The organism is Stenotrophomonas maltophilia group sp. Smal32 (assembly GCF_030237085.1).
GTDB classification, from domain to species: domain Bacteria; phylum Pseudomonadota; class Gammaproteobacteria; order Xanthomonadales; family Xanthomonadaceae; genus Stenotrophomonas; species Stenotrophomonas maltophilia_Q.
The window spans coordinates 1-18,119 of the sequence record NZ_JASJSI010000088.1; the positions used below are offsets into that span (position 1 = coordinate 1).

The window sequence follows — 18,119 nt, forward strand, 5'->3', positions numbered from 1 at the left end:
GACAGGCGGTCGCAGGGGCTGGGAAACGGGCAAAAGAAAGGCCCGGGTGCCTGCACACCCGGGCCCTCTCATCCACGCATGGCGTGGAATTACTTTGCTTCGGCGTCGGACGGGGTGAAACGCGGCATTGCCGCAGCGGCGCCTTCCTTCTCGGTCGAACGACCGGCGAACTGGTTGGCGAAGCGCACGTGGCGGGCGAACGGGGCGTCGGCCACCTGCGCCAGCGACGCGGCCAGCGCACCGTTGAAGGCGTCACCGGCACCGGTGGTGTCGATGGCCTGCACCTGTTCGGCACCGACACGGTAGTACGGCTGGGTATCGCCGCGCAGGTTCTCGTCGGCATGTGAGACGAACACGCCCACCGAACCCAGGGTCACCACCACCGTGCCGTTGCCGACCAGCTTGCGGCACAGCGCATGCAGGCTGGCGCCATCCAGTGCGGCCACGTCGTTGGCATCCACGCGCTCGCCGACATGGCGGCCGAGCAGGGCGGCGAACTCGGTCTCGTTCGGGGTGATCACATCGGCCAGCTTGAGCAGGCCGATGGTCGAGGGGGCGTCGGCCGGTGCGGTGTTGAGCACCGTGGTGACGCCGGCCTCGCGTGCCGTGGCCAGCGCCGCTTCAATCGTCTGCACCGGCGATTCCAGCTGCACCAGCACCACCTTGGCGCCGGTCAGCAGCGCCTGCTGCTGTTGCAGGAAGTCGGTGCTGAGCGCGGCGTTGGCGCCCGGGCCGATCACGATGGTGTTGCGGCCGCGCGCGTCCACATAGATGCCGGCGGTGCCGGTCGGCTCGCTGCTGGCTTCGGCGATCAGGCCGAAACCATCCTGCGCGGCCAGTTCACGCGCGGTGGCGCCACCGGCGTCATCGCCCAGCGCGCACACGAAGTGCGTCTCGGCGCCGGCGCGGCAGGCGGCCACGGCCTGGTTGAAGCCCTTGCCACCCGGGCCGGTGCTGTAGCGGCCGGCAATGGTCGCGCCCGGTGCCGGCAGTGATTCGCACCGCCACACGTGATCGACATTGAAGGAACCGACGACAACGACACTGCTGCTCATAGGGAATCTTTTCTCAACCAAGGGTTCAACTGAAGTGCGTCAGCACGCCGGCGATGGTCGCCGTCATGAAGGTGGCAATGGTACCGCCCAGCACCGCGCGCAGGCCGAACTTGGCCAGGTCGTGGCGACGTTCCGGGGCCAGGCCACCGATGCCGCCGATCTGGATGGCGATCGAGCTGAAGTTGGCAAAGCCGCACAGTGCGTAGGTGGCGATCAAGCGACCTTCGTTGGACAGGCTCACGCCGGCCACCTGGCCGTTCACGATCTGCGACAGCTCGGTGTAGGCCACGAATTCGTTGATCACGACCTTCTGGCCGATCAGCGAACCAACGGTGGTGGCATCGGCCCACGGCGTGCCGATCACCCAGGCGATCGGGGCAAGCACGTAACCGAAGATGGTCGACAGGTTGGTCGGCTTGCCGATCTGCGCGGCCAGGCCGGTCACTTCACCGATCCAGGTCAGCGGGGCGTTCAGCAGCGCGATCAGGGCGATGAAGGCCAGCAGCATTGCGCCGATGTTCAGCGCCAGCTTCAGGCCGTCACCGGCACCGGCGGCGGCCGCGTCGATGATGTTGCTGGAGGTCTTCTCCACTTCCATCTTCACCGTGCCGCGGGTGAGCGGGGTGCCGGTTTCCGGAATCAACAGCTTGGCCACGACCAGGGTGGCCGGCGCGGCCATGATGCTGGCTGCCAGCAGGTGCTTGGCGTAGAACGCCTGCTGCACCGGGTCGCCGCCGCCGAGCATGCCCACGTAGGCGGCCAGCACGCCGCCGGCGATGTGCGCCATGCCGCCGATCATCATGGTCAGCAGCTCGGACTGGGTCATCTTGGCGATGTACGGGCGCACGGTCAGCGGCGCCTCGGTCTGGCCGATGAACACGCTGGCGCAGACGCTGGTGGTTTCCGCACCGGACACGCGCATCACCTTGGTGATCGCCCACGCCATCACGCGCACGATCGCCTGCATGATGTTCAGGTGGTACATCACGCCCATCAGCGCCGAGAAGAAGATGATGGTCGGCAGCACCTGGAAGGCGAAGATGAAGCCGTAGTTCTTGGTGTCCATCAACGAGCCGAAGATGAAACCGGAGCCCTCGTTGACGAAGCTCAGCACCTTGACGAAGCCGTGGCCCAGCGCGTCGAACACGTCGCGCCCGCCCGGCACCAGGATCACCAGCGCCGCGAAGGCGATCTGCAGGGTGATACCGGTGGCAACCAGCTTCCAGTCAACCGCACGCTTGTTATTGGAAAACAACCAGGTGATGCCGATCAGCACCGCCAACCCGAACAGGCCGAAGCCGATCCTGCCCAAACCTTCGACCATGTGAGTGACTCCCCTGGGGCGTCGCGAAAAACGGGAAGCCTAGTGCAGGGCCGGGGCCGGGGCAAGGAAAAGCAGCGTGCGCGCACCCATCGGTACCGATCAGGCCAGCAACGGCAAGGGCTTGCGGCCGGCGGCGACAGGTAGAATGGGGATCGATCCCGGCCCGGATGCGGGCCCGCAGCAGGAGATTCGCATGCAATACCGTCGCCTGGGCTCCACCGGCCTGCCGGTTTCCGCCCTTTCCTTCGGCGCCTGGGTGACCTTCGGTGACCAGATCCCGCGCGATGAGGCCCGCAACCTGGTGGCCGCCGCCTGGGATCATGGCGTCAACTTCTTCGACAACGCCGAGGGCTACGCCAACGGCCGCGCCGAACAGGTGATGGGCGACGTGATCAGCGACCTGCGCCTGCCGCGCGACGGCTTCTGCGTGTCCAGCAAGGTGTTCTTCGGCAGTGCCAAGGACCCGCGTCCGACCCAGCGCGGCCTGTCGCGCAAGCATGTGACCGACGCCTGCCATGCCGCGCTCAAGCGCCTGCGGGTGGATTACCTGGACCTTTATTACTGCCACCGCCCGGATCCGGACGCGCCGATCGCCGAGACCGTGCACGCCATGGATACCCTGGTGCGGCAGGGCAAGATCCTCTACTGGGGCACTTCGGAGTGGTCGGCGGTGCAGATCCAGCAGGCGCTGGATTTCGCCGAAGGGCACAACCTGCAGGGCCCGTCGATGGAGCAGCCGCAGTACAACCTGCTGCACCGCGAGCGGGTGGAGGTCGAGTACGCACCGCTGTACGCCCGCGCCGGGCTGGGCACCACCATCTTCTCGCCGCTGGCCTCGGGCCTGCTGACCGGCAAGTACGATCAGGGCATTCCGGCCGATGCGCGGCTGGGCCGGGAAGGCATGGAATGGCTGCAGGACCTGGTGCTGGGCACCGACGCCGAGGCCCGCCTGGGCCAGGTGCGCCGCTTCAGCGAAGTCGCGCGCGCGCTGGGCCAGGCTCCGGCCACGCTGGCCATCGCCTGGTGCCTGCGCAACCCCAATGTCTCCAGCGTGATCCTCGGCGCCAGCCGGGTCAGCCAGTTGCTGCAGAACCTGCAGGCGCTGGAGGTGCTGGAGCAGGTCGATGCCGCCGGCTGGGCCGAGGTCGAAGCCGTCTTCGCCTGACCCCCGGGGCCGACCGGGCCTGGGGCCTCGGTCGGGCCGGCTCGGCCGAGGGAACGGGATCGGGATCGGGATCGGACTCGGTAGAGTCGACTGTTAGTCGACTGCTTCGAATAGCCGACTGCTTCGAATAACCGACTTCTTCGAGCAACAGCAGTCGACTAACAGTCGACTCTACAAATCTGTGTTGCCATTCGATTGGCAAAATCTATCGAATTTTAAAATTCGATCATTAATCCCATCAATCAAATTGAGAATGGTTGTTGATTGTCAACTGAGAATCATTATCATTTGACTCGTCCCTCGCACGAGTCCAGATGCTCATGAATGCTCAACCTGTACTGCTGCGCCCCGAAACGCTGACCCTCCGCGATCGCCCGGTCCGCGTCGTTCCGCCGGAAGAGGTCATCGACAGCGAAGCCCTGCTCAAGGGCCGTCGTGAAATCCTGATCCAGCACGGCGACCGCTTCTATCGCCTGCGGCACACCAGCAACGACAAGCTGATCCTGACCAAGTAATCGCGGTCTGGTCGCCCGCCTCCCTCCCTCCTGCCGGCTGCGCCGGCGGGGTGGGCGACCCGTCCGCTCCCGCTCTCTCCCCCTCGGTCTACCGCGTGCACCTTCCGGGTGTGCCGGTAACCGGGGGTTCCCCTGCCTGACCGAACGAACCCGATGACCCGCCATACCGCCCTTTGCCTTGCTGTCTGGATGGCGCTGCCGCTGTCCGCCCACGCTGCTGCCACTGCTGCCACTGCTGCCCCCGATGCGCGCGAATTCGATCGGGTGCAGGTCACCGCCACCCGCACCGAGCGGGCCGTGAGCGACGTGGCGGCCACCGTGGACGTCATCGACCGTGAGCAGATGGACCGGCACCTGGTGCAGGACATCAAGGACCTGGTGCGTTACGAACCGGGCCTGTCGGTCACCCGCAGCGCGACTCGCTTCGGCCTGGATGGTTTCCGCATCCGTGGCCTGGACGGCAACCGCGTGCGCATCCAGACCGACGGCATCGTCATGCCGACCCGGTTCGACATCGGTTCGTTCGCCAGTTCCAACCGCAACTTCACCGACCTCGACACGCTCAAGCGGGTGGAGATCGTGCGTGGGCCGGCCAGTTCGCTGTACGGCTCCGATGCACTCGGTGGCGTGGTCGCCTTCGTGACCAAGGACCCGGCCGACTACCTCAAGGACGGCAAGAACAGCTACTTCGGCCTGAAATTCGGCTACGACGGTGAATGGAAGGGCCTGCTCGGCGGTGCCACGGCCGCCTTTGGTGGCGACCACTGGAGCGGCCTGGTCAACGTCAACCACCACCAGGGCCAGGAAACCGACAACAAGGGCACGGTACGCAGCGACAACGACACCCGCACCGCGTCCAATCCGCAGGATCGCGACGGCCGCAGCCTGCTCAGCAAGCTGGTCTATGCGCCGAGCGAGGACCAGCGCTTCCGCTTGACCGTGGAAGGCAACGAAGACACCACCGATACCAATGTACTGTCGGCGATTGCCAGTGTTGCACCGCGCCCCGGCGCGCTTGCCGCAGCCACCGGCATGAAGTCCCACGACACCCAGAAGCGCAACCGTGTGTCCTTCGCCCACGAGATGGATGCGCTGGACCAGCCGTTCGCCGACAGCCTGCATTGGCAGGTGTACGCGCAGAACAGCGAAACCCGTCAGCAGACCGACGAGACCCGCACCGACGGCACCCGCCGCCACCGCGTGTTCTCCTTCGATCAGCATGCCTATGGCCTGCAGGCGCAGTTCAACAACGCGTTCACCACCGGCGGTGTCGAGCACGCATTGACCTACGGGTTCGAAGGCACCCGTACCGAGATCCGCCAGAAGCGCGATGGCTATCAGGTCAACCAGGCTGGGGTGGTCAGCAACACGGTGCTGCCGGACACCTTCCCGGTGCGTGACTTCCCGATCAGCAAGACCACCGAGCTGGGCCTGTATGCACAGGATGAGATGCGCTTTGCCGATGGCCGGCTGTCGCTGGTGCCGGGCGTGCGCGTGGACCGTTACGAGCTGAAGCCGGAAGTGGACAGCATCTTCGCCGAAGACAACCCGACCACGGCCGTGGCGCAGCTGAAGAAGACCAGCGTGTCGCCGAAGCTGGGCATGGTCTGGCGCTTCACCGACGAATGGTCGCTGTTCGCCGGTTATGCGCGTGGCTTCCGTTCGCCGCCGTACAACGACGTCAACATCGGCCTGACCAACGTCGCCTTCCGCTATACCGCCATCGCCAATCCGGACCTGAAGCCGGAAACCAGCGACGGCTACGAACTGGGCCTGCGCTTCATCGCGCCGGCGGCGTACGTCAGCGTCAGCGGCTACTACAACGACTACAAGGATTTCATCCAGTCCAACGTCGATACCGGCCGCAACGCACAGGGTTTGACCGTGTTCCAGTCGCAGAACATCGCCGACGCGCGCATCTATGGCGCGGAAATGAAGGCCGGCATCGAGTTCGGCGAACTCAGCCCGGCGCTGAAGGGCTGGGCGCTGCGCAGTGCGTTGGCATGGTCGCGTGGCGACAACCGGACCGATGACGAACCGCTGGCCTCGGTCGATCCGTTGCGTGGCACGCTGGGCCTGATGTACGACACCGATACCTGGGGCGTTGAACTGGCCGGCACCTTCGTGCAGCGCAAGAAGCGGTTGCCACCGCCTGCTGCGCAGACCAATCCGAACGCACCGGCACCGTTCGTCTACCAGCCGGCCGGCTACGGCGTGCTGGACCTGATGGCGCACTGGAACTTCGCACCGGGTGCCACCTTCAACGTCGGCGTGTTCAACCTGGCCGACAAACGCTATATCGAGTGGTCGTCGATCACCCCGAGCCTGATCACCAATCGCGCGTTGAGCGATCGTTTCAGCAGCCCGGGCCGTACCTTCTCCGCCAGTCTTGCCGTTTCCTGGTGACCTCATGAGCCGAGCACTGTCCGCACGCAGGAATGATTCCATCGCCGCGCCGCACAGCGCGGCCTGGCCGACCCCGGCACAGCTGGCCACGCTCGGCACCGTGTTGTGCCTGTACCACGCCGACGGCAACGAGCTGGGCGGCTGGCGCCAGGCCGTACGCGTGCACGCCTGCCAGGGCGTGGACAGTGAAGGCCTGCGTGAGAGCCTGTGCTTCCTCGATGGCCGCGGCCGCTGCGTGTGGCGCCTGTACCTGCTGCCGGACAGCGATTTCCTGGCCTGGGACCGGTTGGTGGCCGCGCTGCCGCCGGGCCCACAGCACGACAGCGACGGCAGTGTCGGCGAACGCCTGTGGCGGCGCCTGGCCGGTCATCTCGGCGGCCAGCGCTGGCGCCTGTGTGCGCTGCGGCTGCATGCCGCCGATGATGGGCGCACACTCGCGGCCAGCCTGTCGACGCTGTCGTCGCTGGGCGCAGCCACCGCACGCCGCATCGCCCGCCTGGAAGGGGCCGAGGGCGAGTTGGCCATCGACGACTGCTGCTGCGCCGACGCCGCACGCCGGCCGGAACCGCGGGCTCCCGGCGACCTGCCGCTGATCCGCCTCTGATCCTTTTCTGATGGAACGCCCGACGGCCATGGATGGCCTCTCAACGAACCTGCAACCCCGAAGGAATACCCCGATGAAGCTCCAGACAGCCAGCGTACTGCTGTTGCTCGCCGCCAGCGGCGTGGCCAGCGCGCAGCCCGCCGACAGCGCCCGCGACCACGACAGCATCCTGGCCATGCAGGGCGAGTACACCGTGGATTTCGCCTTCGACGAAACCGTGCTGCTGAAGCCGGGCTATGAGCGTGCGCCAGCGATGCGCAGCGGTGGCAACGAAGTGGTCATCGTGGTCGAGGACACCCCGAAGCGCATCGTGCTGCAACACCTGCTGCTGGACGAGAAGAGCGGCCACATCACCAAGCATTGGCGCCAGGACTGGGTGTACGAAGCACCCAACCGTTTCGAGTTCAGTGCCGACCAGACCTGGCAGGTGCGCAGCATTCCGGCGGCGGTGAACCAGGGTGCCTGGACCCAGTGCGTGTATGAAGTGAGCGATGCACCGCGCTACTGCGGCACAGGCAAATGGACCTACACCAACAACGTGCCGAGCTGGACCAGCGACCTGAGCTGGCGACCGCTGCCGCGTCGTGAGTACACCAAGCGCAGCGACTACAACGCGCTGGCCGTGATCAACCGCCATACGCTGACCCCGAACGGCTGGACCCATGAGCAGTTCAACACCAAGGTGCAGCGCAACGCCGATGGCAGCCAGGTGGAGATCGCGCGCGAGTTCGGCTTCAACGACTACGTGAAGACCACCGAGATCGACTTCACCCCGGCGCGCGACTACTGGAAGGCCACCGCCGGCTACTGGGCCAAGGTGCGTCAGCGCTGGGACGGCTTCCTCGGCGAGGCCCCGGGCGTGCACCTGAAGACCAAGCTGGACGGCATGGCGATGATCATCCCGATGTTCACCCAGGCCGAAGAGATCCAGGCCGGCAAGAAGGTGAAGGACACGCAGATCGACGACGTGTTCGCCAAGTACGTGGAAAAGGCCCGGTAAGGTCGAGCCTGGCTCGACGGCCTGGTAGGTGCCGAGCTGGCTCGGCACGCTCTTCCGTGCATCCACGCATGGCGTGGAACTAGCGGTTCCGGCGTCGCGTCAGGCCTCCCGCAGGGCCAGGGCCGGCGAGGTGTGCAGGATGCGCCGCGTGCCCCACCAACCGGCCAGCAGGCTCAATCCGATGCCGACCACGCCGCCCAGCAGAAGTCCTGGCCAGGGTGGCAGCAACGGCAGCTCGAACACCTTCTGCGAAACCACCACGCCAATGGCCGCGGCCGCGCCCACCGCAAGCAGCGCGGCCAGTGTGCCCAGTGCGCCGAACTCGACCAGGACCGCGCCACGCAGCTGGCGCCGGGTCGCGCCCAGCGTGCGCAGCACTGCGCTGTCGTAGCGACGCTCGCCGGCCGTGGCCTGCAGCGCGGCCAGCAGCACCAGCACACCAGCCAGCAGGCTGAACACCATCACCAGCTGCACCGCCTGCGCCACGCGTTCCATCACATCCCGCACCTGCGAAATCACCGCATCCACATCGAGAAGTGACAGGTTCGGTTGCGCACGTACCAGCTCGCCCAGCCCGGCCGCCTTGCCGGCCGGCAGGTGGAATGCCGACAGCAGGTTGTGCGGGGTGTCACCCACGGCGTTCGGGTTCAATAGCACGAAGAAGTTGGGGCGGAAGGTGTTCCAGTCCGCCTTGCGCACGCTGGTGACGGTGAATTCGCGCTCCTGCTCGCCCACTGCAATGGTGATGCGGTCGCCGGGATACACGCCGTAGCGTTTGGCCCAGCCGATCTCCACCGAGGCTTCCGGCGCGGTGCTGTCGGCCTTCCAGAACGTGCCATTGACCAGCGTATTGGCCGGCGGGAAGGTGCTGCGCCAGCTGAAGTTCAACGGCCGGTTCTCGTCATCGTCATCGCGCTGGCCGCCCCGCGCCGGTTGCCCGTCCTGTCCGGGCTCGCGATCCACACGCAGAGGCGGCTTGCCGTTGATGGCGATCAGGCGCCCGGTGGCCATTGGTTCGATGCTGGCGTCATTGGCACCCAGCCCACGCAGTGTTGCCAGCACGCTGTCGCGCTGTTCGGGCTGGATGTTGATCAGGAAGTAGTTGGGCGTGTCTGCCGGCAGCCGCTCGCGCCACTGCTGCAGCAGGCCGGGGCCGGTCACGGCCAGCAGCAACAGCGCGCACAGCGACAGCGACAGCCCGACCAGCTGCATCACCGCCAGCAGCCGGCGCCGGGTCAGTGCGGCCAGGCCCAGTCGCCAGTTGCCATGCAGGCGATGCTGCAGGCCGCGCATCAACTGCAGCAGCACGAAGCCGACCACACCGGCCGCCACCGCCAGCGCGGCCAGGCCACCCAGTACCCACAGCGCCAGCTTGAGGTCACCGGTGACCTGCACCGCCAGCAACAGGCTTGCCCCCAGCGCAGCCACATAGGCCAGCAGCGAGGTGGGCGGCAGGGCGGCGAAGGAACGGTTGAGCACGCGCATCGGCGGCACCCCGCGCAGGCGCAGCAGCGGGGGCAGGCCGAAGCCGAACAGCAGCAACAGGCCGATGCCCGCACCGGTCAGCGCCGGCATCGCCTCCGGCAGCGGCAGGCGCTGCGGCACCAGGCTGCCCAGCACCTGTACCAGCCCTTCCTGCGCGGCCATGCCCAGGCCGATGCCAAGCGCACAGGCCGGTACCGCCAGCATCAACAGCTGCAGTGCCAGGCCGAGCAGGATGTCGCGCTGGCGCGCACCGAGGCAGCGCAGGATCGCCACCTGGTCGATGCGGCGCAGGGCGAAGCGGTTGGCCGCCAATGCGGTGGCCACGCCCGCCAGCAGCACCGCCAGCAGCGCGCTCAGGCCGAGGAAGCGGCCGGCCAGATCGAAGGCCTGGCGCACGCCGCGCTGGGTGTCATCCACGCTCAGCAGGCGCAGGCCCTTCACCTGTGGCAGCAGCCACTCACGCAGGGACGCGACCTGCCCGGCCGGTCCTGCAAACATCAGCCGGTAGTTGATGCGGCTGCCGGGGCCAAGCAGTCCCGTGCCTTCCACATCGGCGCGGTTGACCAGCAGGGTGGGGGAGAGCGTCAGCAGGTCGCCACCGGTATCCGGCTCGGCCTCGATGATGCCGGCGATGCGCAGCGTGCCGGCGCCGAACTCGAGATCATCGCCGGCCTTCAATCCCAGCCCCTGCAGCAGGCGCGGGTCGGCATAGGCCTGGCCCTTGGCCGGCATGCCGGCCTCGGCGATCAGGGCGCCGCCGGGTGTGGCCCGCACCCGCAGCGTGCCACGCAGCGGATAGCCCGCCTGCACCGCCTTGATGCTGGCCATCTGGCTGGCATCGCCGTTGAACAGCACGCTGCCGAAACTGGCGATGCGGGTGTAGGCCAGTCCACGCCGTTGTGCCTCGTCGGCGAATGCCTGGGACGGATCATCGCGCCCGGCAATGCCGAGGTCGCCGCCAAGCATCTCCGCCGCGCTGCCGGTCAGCGCCAGGTTGACCCGGTTCACCAGCGTGCCCACCGCGGTCATCACCGCCACGCCCAGCAACAGCGCGGCGAACACGGTCAGCAGGTCGCCGGCCAGCGCCTCGCGGCGCAGCGCGCGCCACGCGTGCCGCAGCAGGTTCATGCCTGCGCCCCACGCTCGACCGGCAGCAGGCGGCCGTTGTCGATGCGGTGGATGTACTGGCAACGCTGGGCCAGGCGCAGGTCGTGGGTGACCAGCACCAGGGTGGTGCCGCTGCCGGCGTTGAGTTCGAACAGCAGGTCGCTGATGTGCTGGCCGGTGGCGTGGTCCAGCGAGCCGGTCGGTTCGTCGGCGAACAGGATGCGTGGGCGGGTGACGAAGGCACGCGCCAGTGCCACGCGTTGCTGTTCACCGCCGGACAACTGGCGCGGGTAGTGGCGGGCGCGATGGGACAGGCCGACCTGGGCAAGCACCTCATCGACCCGCGCACGATCCTCGCGCCCGGCCAGTTCCAGTGGCAGCGCGATGTTCTCGGCGGCGGTCAGCGCCGGCAGCAGGTGGAAGCTCTGGAACACGAAGCCGACTTCGCGCGCGCGCAGCTGGGCGCGGGCCTCCTCGTCCAGCGCCGACAGGTCCTGGCCCGCCAGCGCGATGCGGCCGCGACTGGGCAGGTCCAGCCCGGCAAGCAGGCCGAGCAGGGTGGTCTTGCCGGAACCGGAGGCGCCGACGATGGCCACGCTGGTGCCTTCATGGACCGTCAGGGTGATGTTGTCCAGTATGTGGACTTCACCCTCCGGGCCCTGCACGGACTTGCCGACCTGGTCGACGGCGATGGCGACGGGCGCGCTGCGGGGGGACAGGCTGTCGATGAGGAGACTCCAATGCGCAAGACGGGATGGAGCCGGCGAGCCGGCGCGATGATGGTGCTGCTGCTAGCGTTCCTGCTGCTGCCGGGGCTGGCCTGTGCCAAAGGTCCGGCAGGCACCGTGCTGGTGCTCGGCGACAGCCTCAGTGCTGCCCACAATATCCCCGCTGACGCCGGCTGGGTCAGCCTGCTGCAGCAGCGGGTCAGGCAGCAGTCGAAAACCCCGCCGCGCATCGTCAACGCCAGCATGAGCGGCGAGACCACCGCGGGCGCGCTGACCCGCCTGCCGGGCTTGTTGGCGAAGGAAAAGCCGACGGTGGTGGTGATTGCCCTGGGCGGCAACGACGCACTGCGCGGGCTGACCCCGGCCCAGGTGCAGGGCAACCTGGAGAAAATGGTGCAGGCCAGCCAGAAGGCCGGCGCCAAGGTGCTGCTGCTCGGCATCGACGTGCCGCCCAACTACGGCCCGGCATATCGCCAGCGCCTGGCTGCGGCCTACAAGGCATTGGCTACGCGGTACAAGGTGCCGCTGCTGCCGTTCCTGCTGGAAGGCGTGGCGCTGCAACCGGGCATGATGCAGGCCGACGGCCTGCACCCGACCGCGCAGGCGCAGCCGAAGGTGCTGGACAATGTCTGGCCGCTGCTCAGGCCGCTGCTCTGAACCGTTTTATTTCCTCTTGACGGAACTTCACATCACGTCCACCGTCGATCCGGCATGTTTCACAAAGCTGAAGTTAGAGGGAATCACATGCGTCAGACGAAGGAGACCTCCGGCTTGGTGCTGGTGGTCGAAGACAACCGCAACATCTCCGAGATGATCGGGGAATACCTGGAAGGTCGCGGCTTCGAAGTCGACTATGCACAGGACGGCCTGGATGGCTACCGCCTTGCGGCGGAGAACAGCTATGACGTCGTGGTGCTCGATCTCATGTTGCCGCGCCTGGATGGCATCGAAGTGTGCCGTCGCCTGCGCAATGATGCGCGCAAGTCCACCCCGGTGCTGATGCTCACGGCACGCGACACGCTGGACGACAAGCTCACCGGCCTCGGTTTTGGTGCCGATGACTACCTGACCAAGCCGTTCGCGATCCAGGAGCTGGAAGCCCGCCTGCGCGCGCTGATCCGTCGCGAACGTCGCCAGGTCGGTTCGGAAGTGCTGAAGGTCGCCGACCTGGTGCTCGACCCGGTCAGCATGCGTGCCACCCGTGCCGGCACCGAGCTGCAGCTTTCGCCGATCGGCCTGCGCCTGCTGACCATCCTGATGCGCGAATCGCCGCGCGTGGTCACCCGCCAGGAGATCGAGCGCGAGATCTGGGGCAACGGGCTGCCGGATTCGGACACGCTGCGCAGCCACCTGTACAACCTGCGCAAGATCATCGACAAGCCGTTCGACCGTCCGCTGCTGCATACCGTGCAGAGTGCCGGCTACCGCATTGCCGACATCGCCCAGCCGATGGCCTGAGCAGGGCCCGCGCCGGTGCAGCAGCAGGCCCGGCCGGGTGGTGGCCACGTACGAGGGCAGGGCATGACCGGCCGGCATTGCCGCCGGTCATCGCCCATGCACCCGCACGGCGTGGCGCGCTGCCTATAATCGCAGCGCTCTGACCGGGACCCCGCAATGCCGCACGGCCTGCCGCGCAAGATCCGTATCGCCTTCATCCTGCAGGCAGTGCTGGCCAGCCTGGGCATCCTGCTGGGTGCGTGGCTGGTCTCGCTGGTGATCAAGCACAGCCTGGTGGGCGCTGCCCTGCGCGAAGAGGCCGCGTACTACTGGACGCTGCACGAAGCGTCGCCGGTGCAGCCGCCGCCCAACACCCAGAACATCCGTGGCTACCTGCTGGAAAGCGGGCAGTCGGCACTGTCGTTACCGGCCAACCTGCGCAATCTGGAACCCGGCTTCCACGAACTGCCCAAGGACGACCAGCTGGTGCTGGTCGATGTGCGCCCGGCCGGCCGCCTGTACCTGGTGTTCCTGCGTTCGCGCGCAGAGATGCTGGCGTTCTGGTTCGGCATCGTGCCGGTGCTGCTGACCCTGCTGGCGGTGTATGGCGCCAGCTGGGTGACCTACCGTGCGTCCAAGCGCCTGGTGTCGCCGGTGAACTGGCTGGCACGGCGCGTCTCGCGCTGGGACCCGGGCCACCCCGAGGCGGCCGACCTGGAGCCGAACAAGCTGCCCGCCGACATGCAGGGCGAGACCCGGCAGCTGGCGGCGGCGCTGCACTCGCTGGCAAACCGGGTCAGCGCGCACGTGGCGCGCGAGCGCAATTTCACCCGCGATGCCAGCCATGAACTGCGTACGCCGCTGACCGTCATCCGCGTTGCCAGCGACATGGCACTGGGTGATGAAACCCTGCAGCCGCGCCTGCGCCGCAGCCTGCAGCGCATCCAGCGGGCTGGCCGCGACATGGAAGCGGTGATCGATGCGTTCCTGATCCTCGCCCGCGAGGCCGACGTCGAACCGCAGATCGAGCTGTTCGACGTCAACGACATCGTCCGCTATGAAGTGGACAACGCCAATGAACTACTGGGGTCCCGCCCGGTGTCGGTGCACCTGCACAGCGATGGCCCGGTGCAGCTGCATGCGCCGCCGCGGGTGCTGCAGGTGGTGGTCAGCAACCTGGTGCGCAACGCGTGCAGCTACACCGACGAAGGGCGCATCGACGTGCACGTGCACAACGATCGGGTGGTGGTGCGCGATACCGGTATCGGCATGTCCGCCGAAGCGCTGTCACGGGCGTTCGAGCCGTTCTATCGCGCCGAACCCAGCCGCCCGCAGGGCACCGGCCTGGGCCTGTCGATCGTGCGCCGGCTGTGCGACCGCTTCGGCTGGAAGGTCAGCCTGGCCAGCGAGCCGGGGCAGGGTACCGAAGCGACGGTCATCTTCCGCTGACGCGGCGACCTGCCGGGGTCGGATCCCGTTGCTGCGCAACGGGCTCTGACCCCATCCTGCTGGAATGTCGGTAGGTCCACGCGATGCGTGGGTGGGGTTGCGGTAGCGCCGGGCCATGCCGGGCGTCCGCAGTCCCTCAGTTGCAGTTGACCTTCGGCGCCACCGCCCTGGTCCAGATCGCGTAGCCCGCAGGGGTCATGTGCAGCATGTCCTCGCGGAACAGCGTCGCATCCGGCTGGCCATCGGCACCCAGCATCGGCGTGTAGATGTCGGTGAAACCGGTATTGGGCAGCTTGGCCAGGGCGGCCTTGATCAGCGCGTTGGCCTCGTTGATCGCCGGCAGCAGGTGCGCACGCGACGGGCTCGGCTTGATCGACAGGTACTCCACCGTGGTCTTCGGCAGGTCGCGGTGCACGCGCTGCACGAAGGCGACCACGTCGTCGCGCACCTGGGTCGCGGTGCGGCCGCTGTTGAGGTCGTTGTCACCGGCGTAGAAGAACACCTTGCACGGCGCATACGGCACCACGATCTGGCCGGCATACCAGGTGCTGTCACGCACTTCCGAGCCGCCGAAGCCACGATTGAACACCGGCTGGCCGGGGAAGTCGGTGGCCAGGCTCTCCCAGAAGCGGATCGAGGAGCTGCCGATGAATTCGATGCCACCGCGCGGCGGCGGGTTGGCCTGGTCGGCGCTGGCGAAGCGGGCCATGTCGCCGGCCCAGGCCACGTTGGAGACCTGTTCGGGGACCCGGGGCGACGTGGCCGGGCCCAGGGCCTGGGCCAGCGGTGCGGCAGTCAGCAGGCCCAGCATCAGCAGGCAGGTACGGCGACGGGACATCAGGCGCTCCAGCAGGGAAGGGGTAACCATCATAGGAGCAGGACGCGGCGTGGCGCTTTCCCCGGGCAGGCCGTTCGCCGCAGCGGCCGGGGGTATGGTCGGCGGCCTTGTGGCAAAATGGTGGCCATCTGCCTATTCCCGTGCACCCATGATTCCCTGCCGTGCGTCTGAGCGGTCGCTGCGCCGCGCCCCTGTTGCTGGATGTTCCACCCGTGGCTGACCAGTTCGGTCATCTGCCCCGCGGCCCGCGCCGCATCTTCCAGGCCGCCCGCTGGTCCTGGCAGGGCCTGCGCGCCGCCTGGCTGCACGAATCGTCGTTCCGGCTGGAGGTCTACCTGCTGATCCTGCTGACCCCGGTCGCGATCTGGCTGGGCCAGACCCCGGTCGAGCGCGCGCTGCTGATCGGCTCGATGCTGCTGGTGCTGGCGATGGAACTGGCCAACTCGGCCATCGAGGCGGTGATCGAGCGCTACGGCAGCGAGATCCACGAACTGGCCGGTCGCGCCAAGGACATGGGCTCGGCGGCGGTGTTCGTGCTGATGATGAACGTGCTGCTGTGCTGGGCCCTGGTCGTGGTTCCGCACGCGCTGGCCGGCAGCTACGGCTGAAATCCCATTCCCCCACTGCCTTGAAGAGTTCCCATGTCCTTTGAGTTCCTCGCCGACCCCAACGCCTGGGTGACCCTGTTCACCCTCAGCGCGCTGGAAATCGTGCTCGGCATCGACAACCTGGTGTTCATTTCCATCGCGGTCAGCAAGCTGCCGGAAGAACGCCGCCCGTTCGCGCGCAAGCTCGGCATCGCGGTGGCCTGCATCACCCGGATCGGCCTGCTGGTGTCGCTGGCCTACCTGGCGCACATGGCCGCCAACCTGTTCACCGTGGCCGGCATGGGCATCTCCATCCGCGACCTGGTGCTGATCGTTGGTGGCCTGTTCCTGATCATCAAGGGCTGCATGGAGATCAAGGAACTGATCAGCGGCGGCGAAGATGAAGATCCCAGCACCACCAAGGCCTCGGCCGTGTTCGGCTACGTGATCGCGCAGATCGCGGTGATCGACATCGTGTTCTCGCTGGACTCGGTGATCACCGCCGTCGGCATCGCCGACCACATCCCGGTGATGGTGGCCGCCATCCTGCTGTCGGTGCTGGTGATGCTGCTGGCTGCCAACCCGCTGGGCCGCTTCATCGATGCCAACCCGACGGTGAAGATGCTGGCCCTGGCCTTCATCCTGATGATCGGTGCGGTGCTGATCCTGGACGGCCTGGACGTGCACGTGCCCAAGCCCTACATCTACGCCGCGATGGGCTTCTCGGTGCTGGTGGAGTGGCTGAACCTGCTGATGCGCCGTCGCGCCCGCGAGCACAACGTGCCCGGCGCCGGCAACTGGTAAGCGCGTGACCCCGAACCCCCGGCCCTGCCGGGGGTTCTTCGTTGTGGATGCGAGGTCATGTAGAGCCGAGCCCATGGTCGGCTGACCGGCAGGAAGCAGCCGAGCATGGGCCCGGCTCTGCACCGGCGCTGCGGTTTTTGCATATGTAGCGGGGGTGCGGCCTCCACTTGTGAACCAGGATCAACAGTGTTTTCCCGGGGCGAGGCTTAATCGCCCGTGGCAAAGCGCGCAGGCTGCGCACCTGCCCGTTTCCGCCCCCAGGAACCCCCATGACCTCCAGAGCCGCTCTGCTGGCCCTTGCCGTCGGTGCCTTCGCCATCGGCACCACTGAATTCGCCCCGATGGGCCTGCTGCCGGTCATCGCCGACGGTGTGGGCGTCGGAATTCCTACCGCGGGCATGCTGATCACCGCGTATGCCGTCGGCGTGATGCTCGGCGCGCCGGTGATGACCCTGCTGATGGGCCGTTTCGGCAAGCGCACCGCGCTGATGCTGCTGATGTCGATCTTCGTGGTGGGCAACCTGCTGTCCGCGTTGGCGCCGAACTACGGCCTGCTGCTGCTGTCGCGGCTGGTCACCAGCCTCAACCACGGTGCCTTCTTCGGCATCGGCGCGGTGGTCGCCGCCAGCCTGGTGCCGAAGGACAAGCAGGCTGCTGCCGTGGCCACCATGTTCATGGGCCTGACCATCGCCAACATTGGCGGCGTGCCGGTGGCCACCTGGGTGGGCCAGCAGCTGGGCTGGCGCCTGTCCTTCGCCGGGACTGCGGTGCTGGGCCTGGTCGCGATCACTGCGCTGGGCTTCGCGCTGCCGGCGTCTGCGCCGGGTCCGCGCCCGGACGTGCGCCGCGAACTGAAGGCGATCCTGCAGCCGCAGGTGTTGCTGGCGATGGGCACCACGGTGCTCGGGGCGGGTGCGATGTTCACCCTCTACACCTACGTGGCGCCGGTGCTGACCGAACTGACCGGCGCCTCCAACACCTTCATCGCGATGTCCTTGGCGCTGATCGGTATCGGCTTCACCATCGGCAACGGCATCGGCGGGCGCATGGCCGACTGGTCTCTGGATGGCGCCACCCGCATCCTGCTGGCCGCCCTGGCGGTGCTGATGTTCGTGCTGCCGCTGGCCTTCATGAGTCACGCCATCGCGGCGGTGGGTGTGTTGCTGTTCGGTGCGGCGACGTTCGCCATCGTGCCGCCGCTGCAGATCCGGGTGATGGAAGCGGCCAGCGAGGCGCCGGGGCTGGCGTCATCGATCAACGTGGGCGCGTTCAACCTGGGCAATGCCGTCGGCGCGGCGCTGGGTGGCGCGGTGATCAGCTCCGGTCTGGGGTACGCGGCGGTGCCGGTCGCCGGTGGTCTGCTGGCGGCAGCGGGATTGCTGCTGGCATGGCTGGGGCGTCCCCGCACTGCGGTGGCTGAGGCTTGTTGAATAATGTGGGGTTCCGGCAGGGCTTGCAGCCCTGCACCCGCCGAAGCGGTAGTGCCGGCCGCTGGCCGGCACCCTCAACGTCAAAAGCTGGTTTGCTGAGGGTTGGGCGGGGCGGTGTGGGCGTGCAGGACACCCCGTAAAGCCATCCCTGGGGGCTCGTAGGCGGCATCCATGGCGCCTGCGGT

Annotated in this window: 16 protein-coding genes; 11 read left to right on the forward strand and 5 right to left on the reverse strand. The window is 67.4% G+C overall.

The genetic code is table 11. The features are described 5' to 3' along the window. Window positions 1-89: 89 nt before the first annotated feature. Complete coding sequence (locus QRO91_RS17295) at window positions 90-1,055, reverse strand: ribokinase (RefSeq protein WP_049428870.1); 966 nt, start codon at window positions 1,053-1,055, stop codon at window positions 90-92. A gap of 25 nt (window positions 1,056-1,080) precedes the next feature. Further along, a complete protein-coding gene (locus QRO91_RS17300; RefSeq protein ID WP_049428869.1) occupies window positions 1,081-2,379 on the reverse strand; it encodes a NupC/NupG family nucleoside CNT transporter in 1,299 nt (432 codons plus the stop codon). Between the two features lie 193 nt (window positions 2,380-2,572). Here QRO91_RS17300 and QRO91_RS17305 point away from each other — a divergent pair, with 193 nt between their 5' ends. From QRO91_RS17305 to QRO91_RS17325, 5 genes are all read left to right on the forward strand, one after another. Next, window positions 2,573-3,544 (forward strand): aldo/keto reductase, encoded by a 972-nt coding sequence (locus tag QRO91_RS17305; RefSeq protein WP_049428919.1) that lies wholly within the window; start codon window positions 2,573-2,575, stop codon window positions 3,542-3,544. Between the two features lie 320 nt (window positions 3,545-3,864). Then, entirely contained in the window at window positions 3,865-4,059 is a 195-nt protein-coding gene (gene hemP / locus QRO91_RS17310; RefSeq protein WP_005412278.1) for a hemin uptake protein HemP, read from the forward strand. 153 nt (window positions 4,060-4,212) lie between these two features. Next, window positions 4,213-6,465, forward strand: coding sequence for a TonB-dependent hemoglobin/transferrin/lactoferrin family receptor (locus QRO91_RS17315; RefSeq protein ID WP_349675287.1), 2,253 nt, complete (start codon window positions 4,213-4,215; stop codon window positions 6,463-6,465). Window positions 6,466-6,469: 4 nt separating this feature from the next. Next, entirely contained in the window at window positions 6,470-7,069 is a 600-nt protein-coding gene (locus QRO91_RS17320; protein ID WP_197633527.1) for a Hemin transport protein, read from the forward strand. Window positions 7,070-7,142: 73 nt separating this feature from the next. Beyond that, entirely contained in the window at window positions 7,143-8,069 is a 927-nt protein-coding gene (locus QRO91_RS17325) for a DUF6607 family protein (RefSeq protein WP_049428863.1), read from the forward strand. A gap of 99 nt (window positions 8,070-8,168) precedes the next feature. Here QRO91_RS17325 and QRO91_RS17330 read toward each other — a convergent pair whose 3' ends face one another. Next, window positions 8,169-10,682, reverse strand: coding sequence for an ABC transporter permease (locus QRO91_RS17330; RefSeq protein ID WP_197651111.1), 2,514 nt, complete (start codon window positions 10,680-10,682; stop codon window positions 8,169-8,171). Beyond that, window positions 10,679-11,326 (reverse strand): ABC transporter ATP-binding protein, encoded by a 648-nt coding sequence (locus tag QRO91_RS17335; RefSeq protein WP_049428859.1) that lies wholly within the window; start codon window positions 11,324-11,326, stop codon window positions 10,679-10,681. The genes QRO91_RS17330 and QRO91_RS17335 overlap by 4 nt, the downstream gene beginning before the upstream one ends. 75 nt (window positions 11,327-11,401) lie before the next feature. Between QRO91_RS17335 and QRO91_RS17340 the strand changes: the two genes are divergently transcribed. The 3 genes from QRO91_RS17340 to QRO91_RS17350 all read left to right on the forward strand — a co-directional run bounded on the left by QRO91_RS17340 (window position 11,402) and on the right by QRO91_RS17350 (window position 14,275). After that, window positions 11,402-12,046, forward strand: coding sequence for an arylesterase (locus QRO91_RS17340; RefSeq protein WP_049428857.1), 645 nt, complete (start codon window positions 11,402-11,404; stop codon window positions 12,044-12,046). An 87-nt stretch (window positions 12,047-12,133) separates the two neighbouring features. Next, window positions 12,134-12,847 (forward strand): response regulator transcription factor, encoded by a 714-nt coding sequence (locus QRO91_RS17345; protein ID WP_002811889.1) that lies wholly within the window; start codon window positions 12,134-12,136, stop codon window positions 12,845-12,847. A 156-nt stretch (window positions 12,848-13,003) separates the two neighbouring features. After that, the gene (locus tag QRO91_RS17350) at window positions 13,004-14,275 is read left to right on the forward strand and encodes a HAMP domain-containing sensor histidine kinase (protein ID WP_049428856.1); all 1,272 of its coding nucleotides are present in this window, start codon (window positions 13,004-13,006) and stop codon (window positions 14,273-14,275) included. Between the two features lie 136 nt (window positions 14,276-14,411). On the opposite strand, the gene QRO91_RS17355 is transcribed toward QRO91_RS17350, so the two are convergent. Beyond that, window positions 14,412-15,113 carry an SGNH/GDSL hydrolase family protein gene (locus QRO91_RS17355; protein ID WP_049428918.1) on the reverse strand — a complete coding sequence of 234 codons (702 nt, stop codon included), beginning with the start codon at window positions 15,111-15,113 and terminating at the stop codon, window positions 14,412-14,414. A 212-nt stretch (window positions 15,114-15,325) separates the two neighbouring features. Between QRO91_RS17355 and QRO91_RS17360 the strand changes: the two genes are divergently transcribed. From QRO91_RS17360 to QRO91_RS17370, 3 genes are all read left to right on the forward strand, one after another. Further along, window positions 15,326-15,721: a diacylglycerol kinase gene (locus QRO91_RS17360; protein WP_049406112.1), complete on the forward strand. Its 396-nt coding sequence runs from the start codon at window positions 15,326-15,328 to the stop codon at window positions 15,719-15,721. A 33-nt stretch (window positions 15,722-15,754) separates the two neighbouring features. Further along, complete coding sequence (locus QRO91_RS17365; protein WP_005408127.1) at window positions 15,755-16,504, forward strand: TerC family protein; 750 nt, start codon at window positions 15,755-15,757, stop codon at window positions 16,502-16,504. A 269-nt stretch (window positions 16,505-16,773) separates the two neighbouring features. Then, complete coding sequence (locus tag QRO91_RS17370) at window positions 16,774-17,934, forward strand: MFS transporter (RefSeq protein ID WP_197633524.1); 1,161 nt, start codon at window positions 16,774-16,776, stop codon at window positions 17,932-17,934. Window positions 17,935-18,119 lie beyond the last annotated feature (185 nt).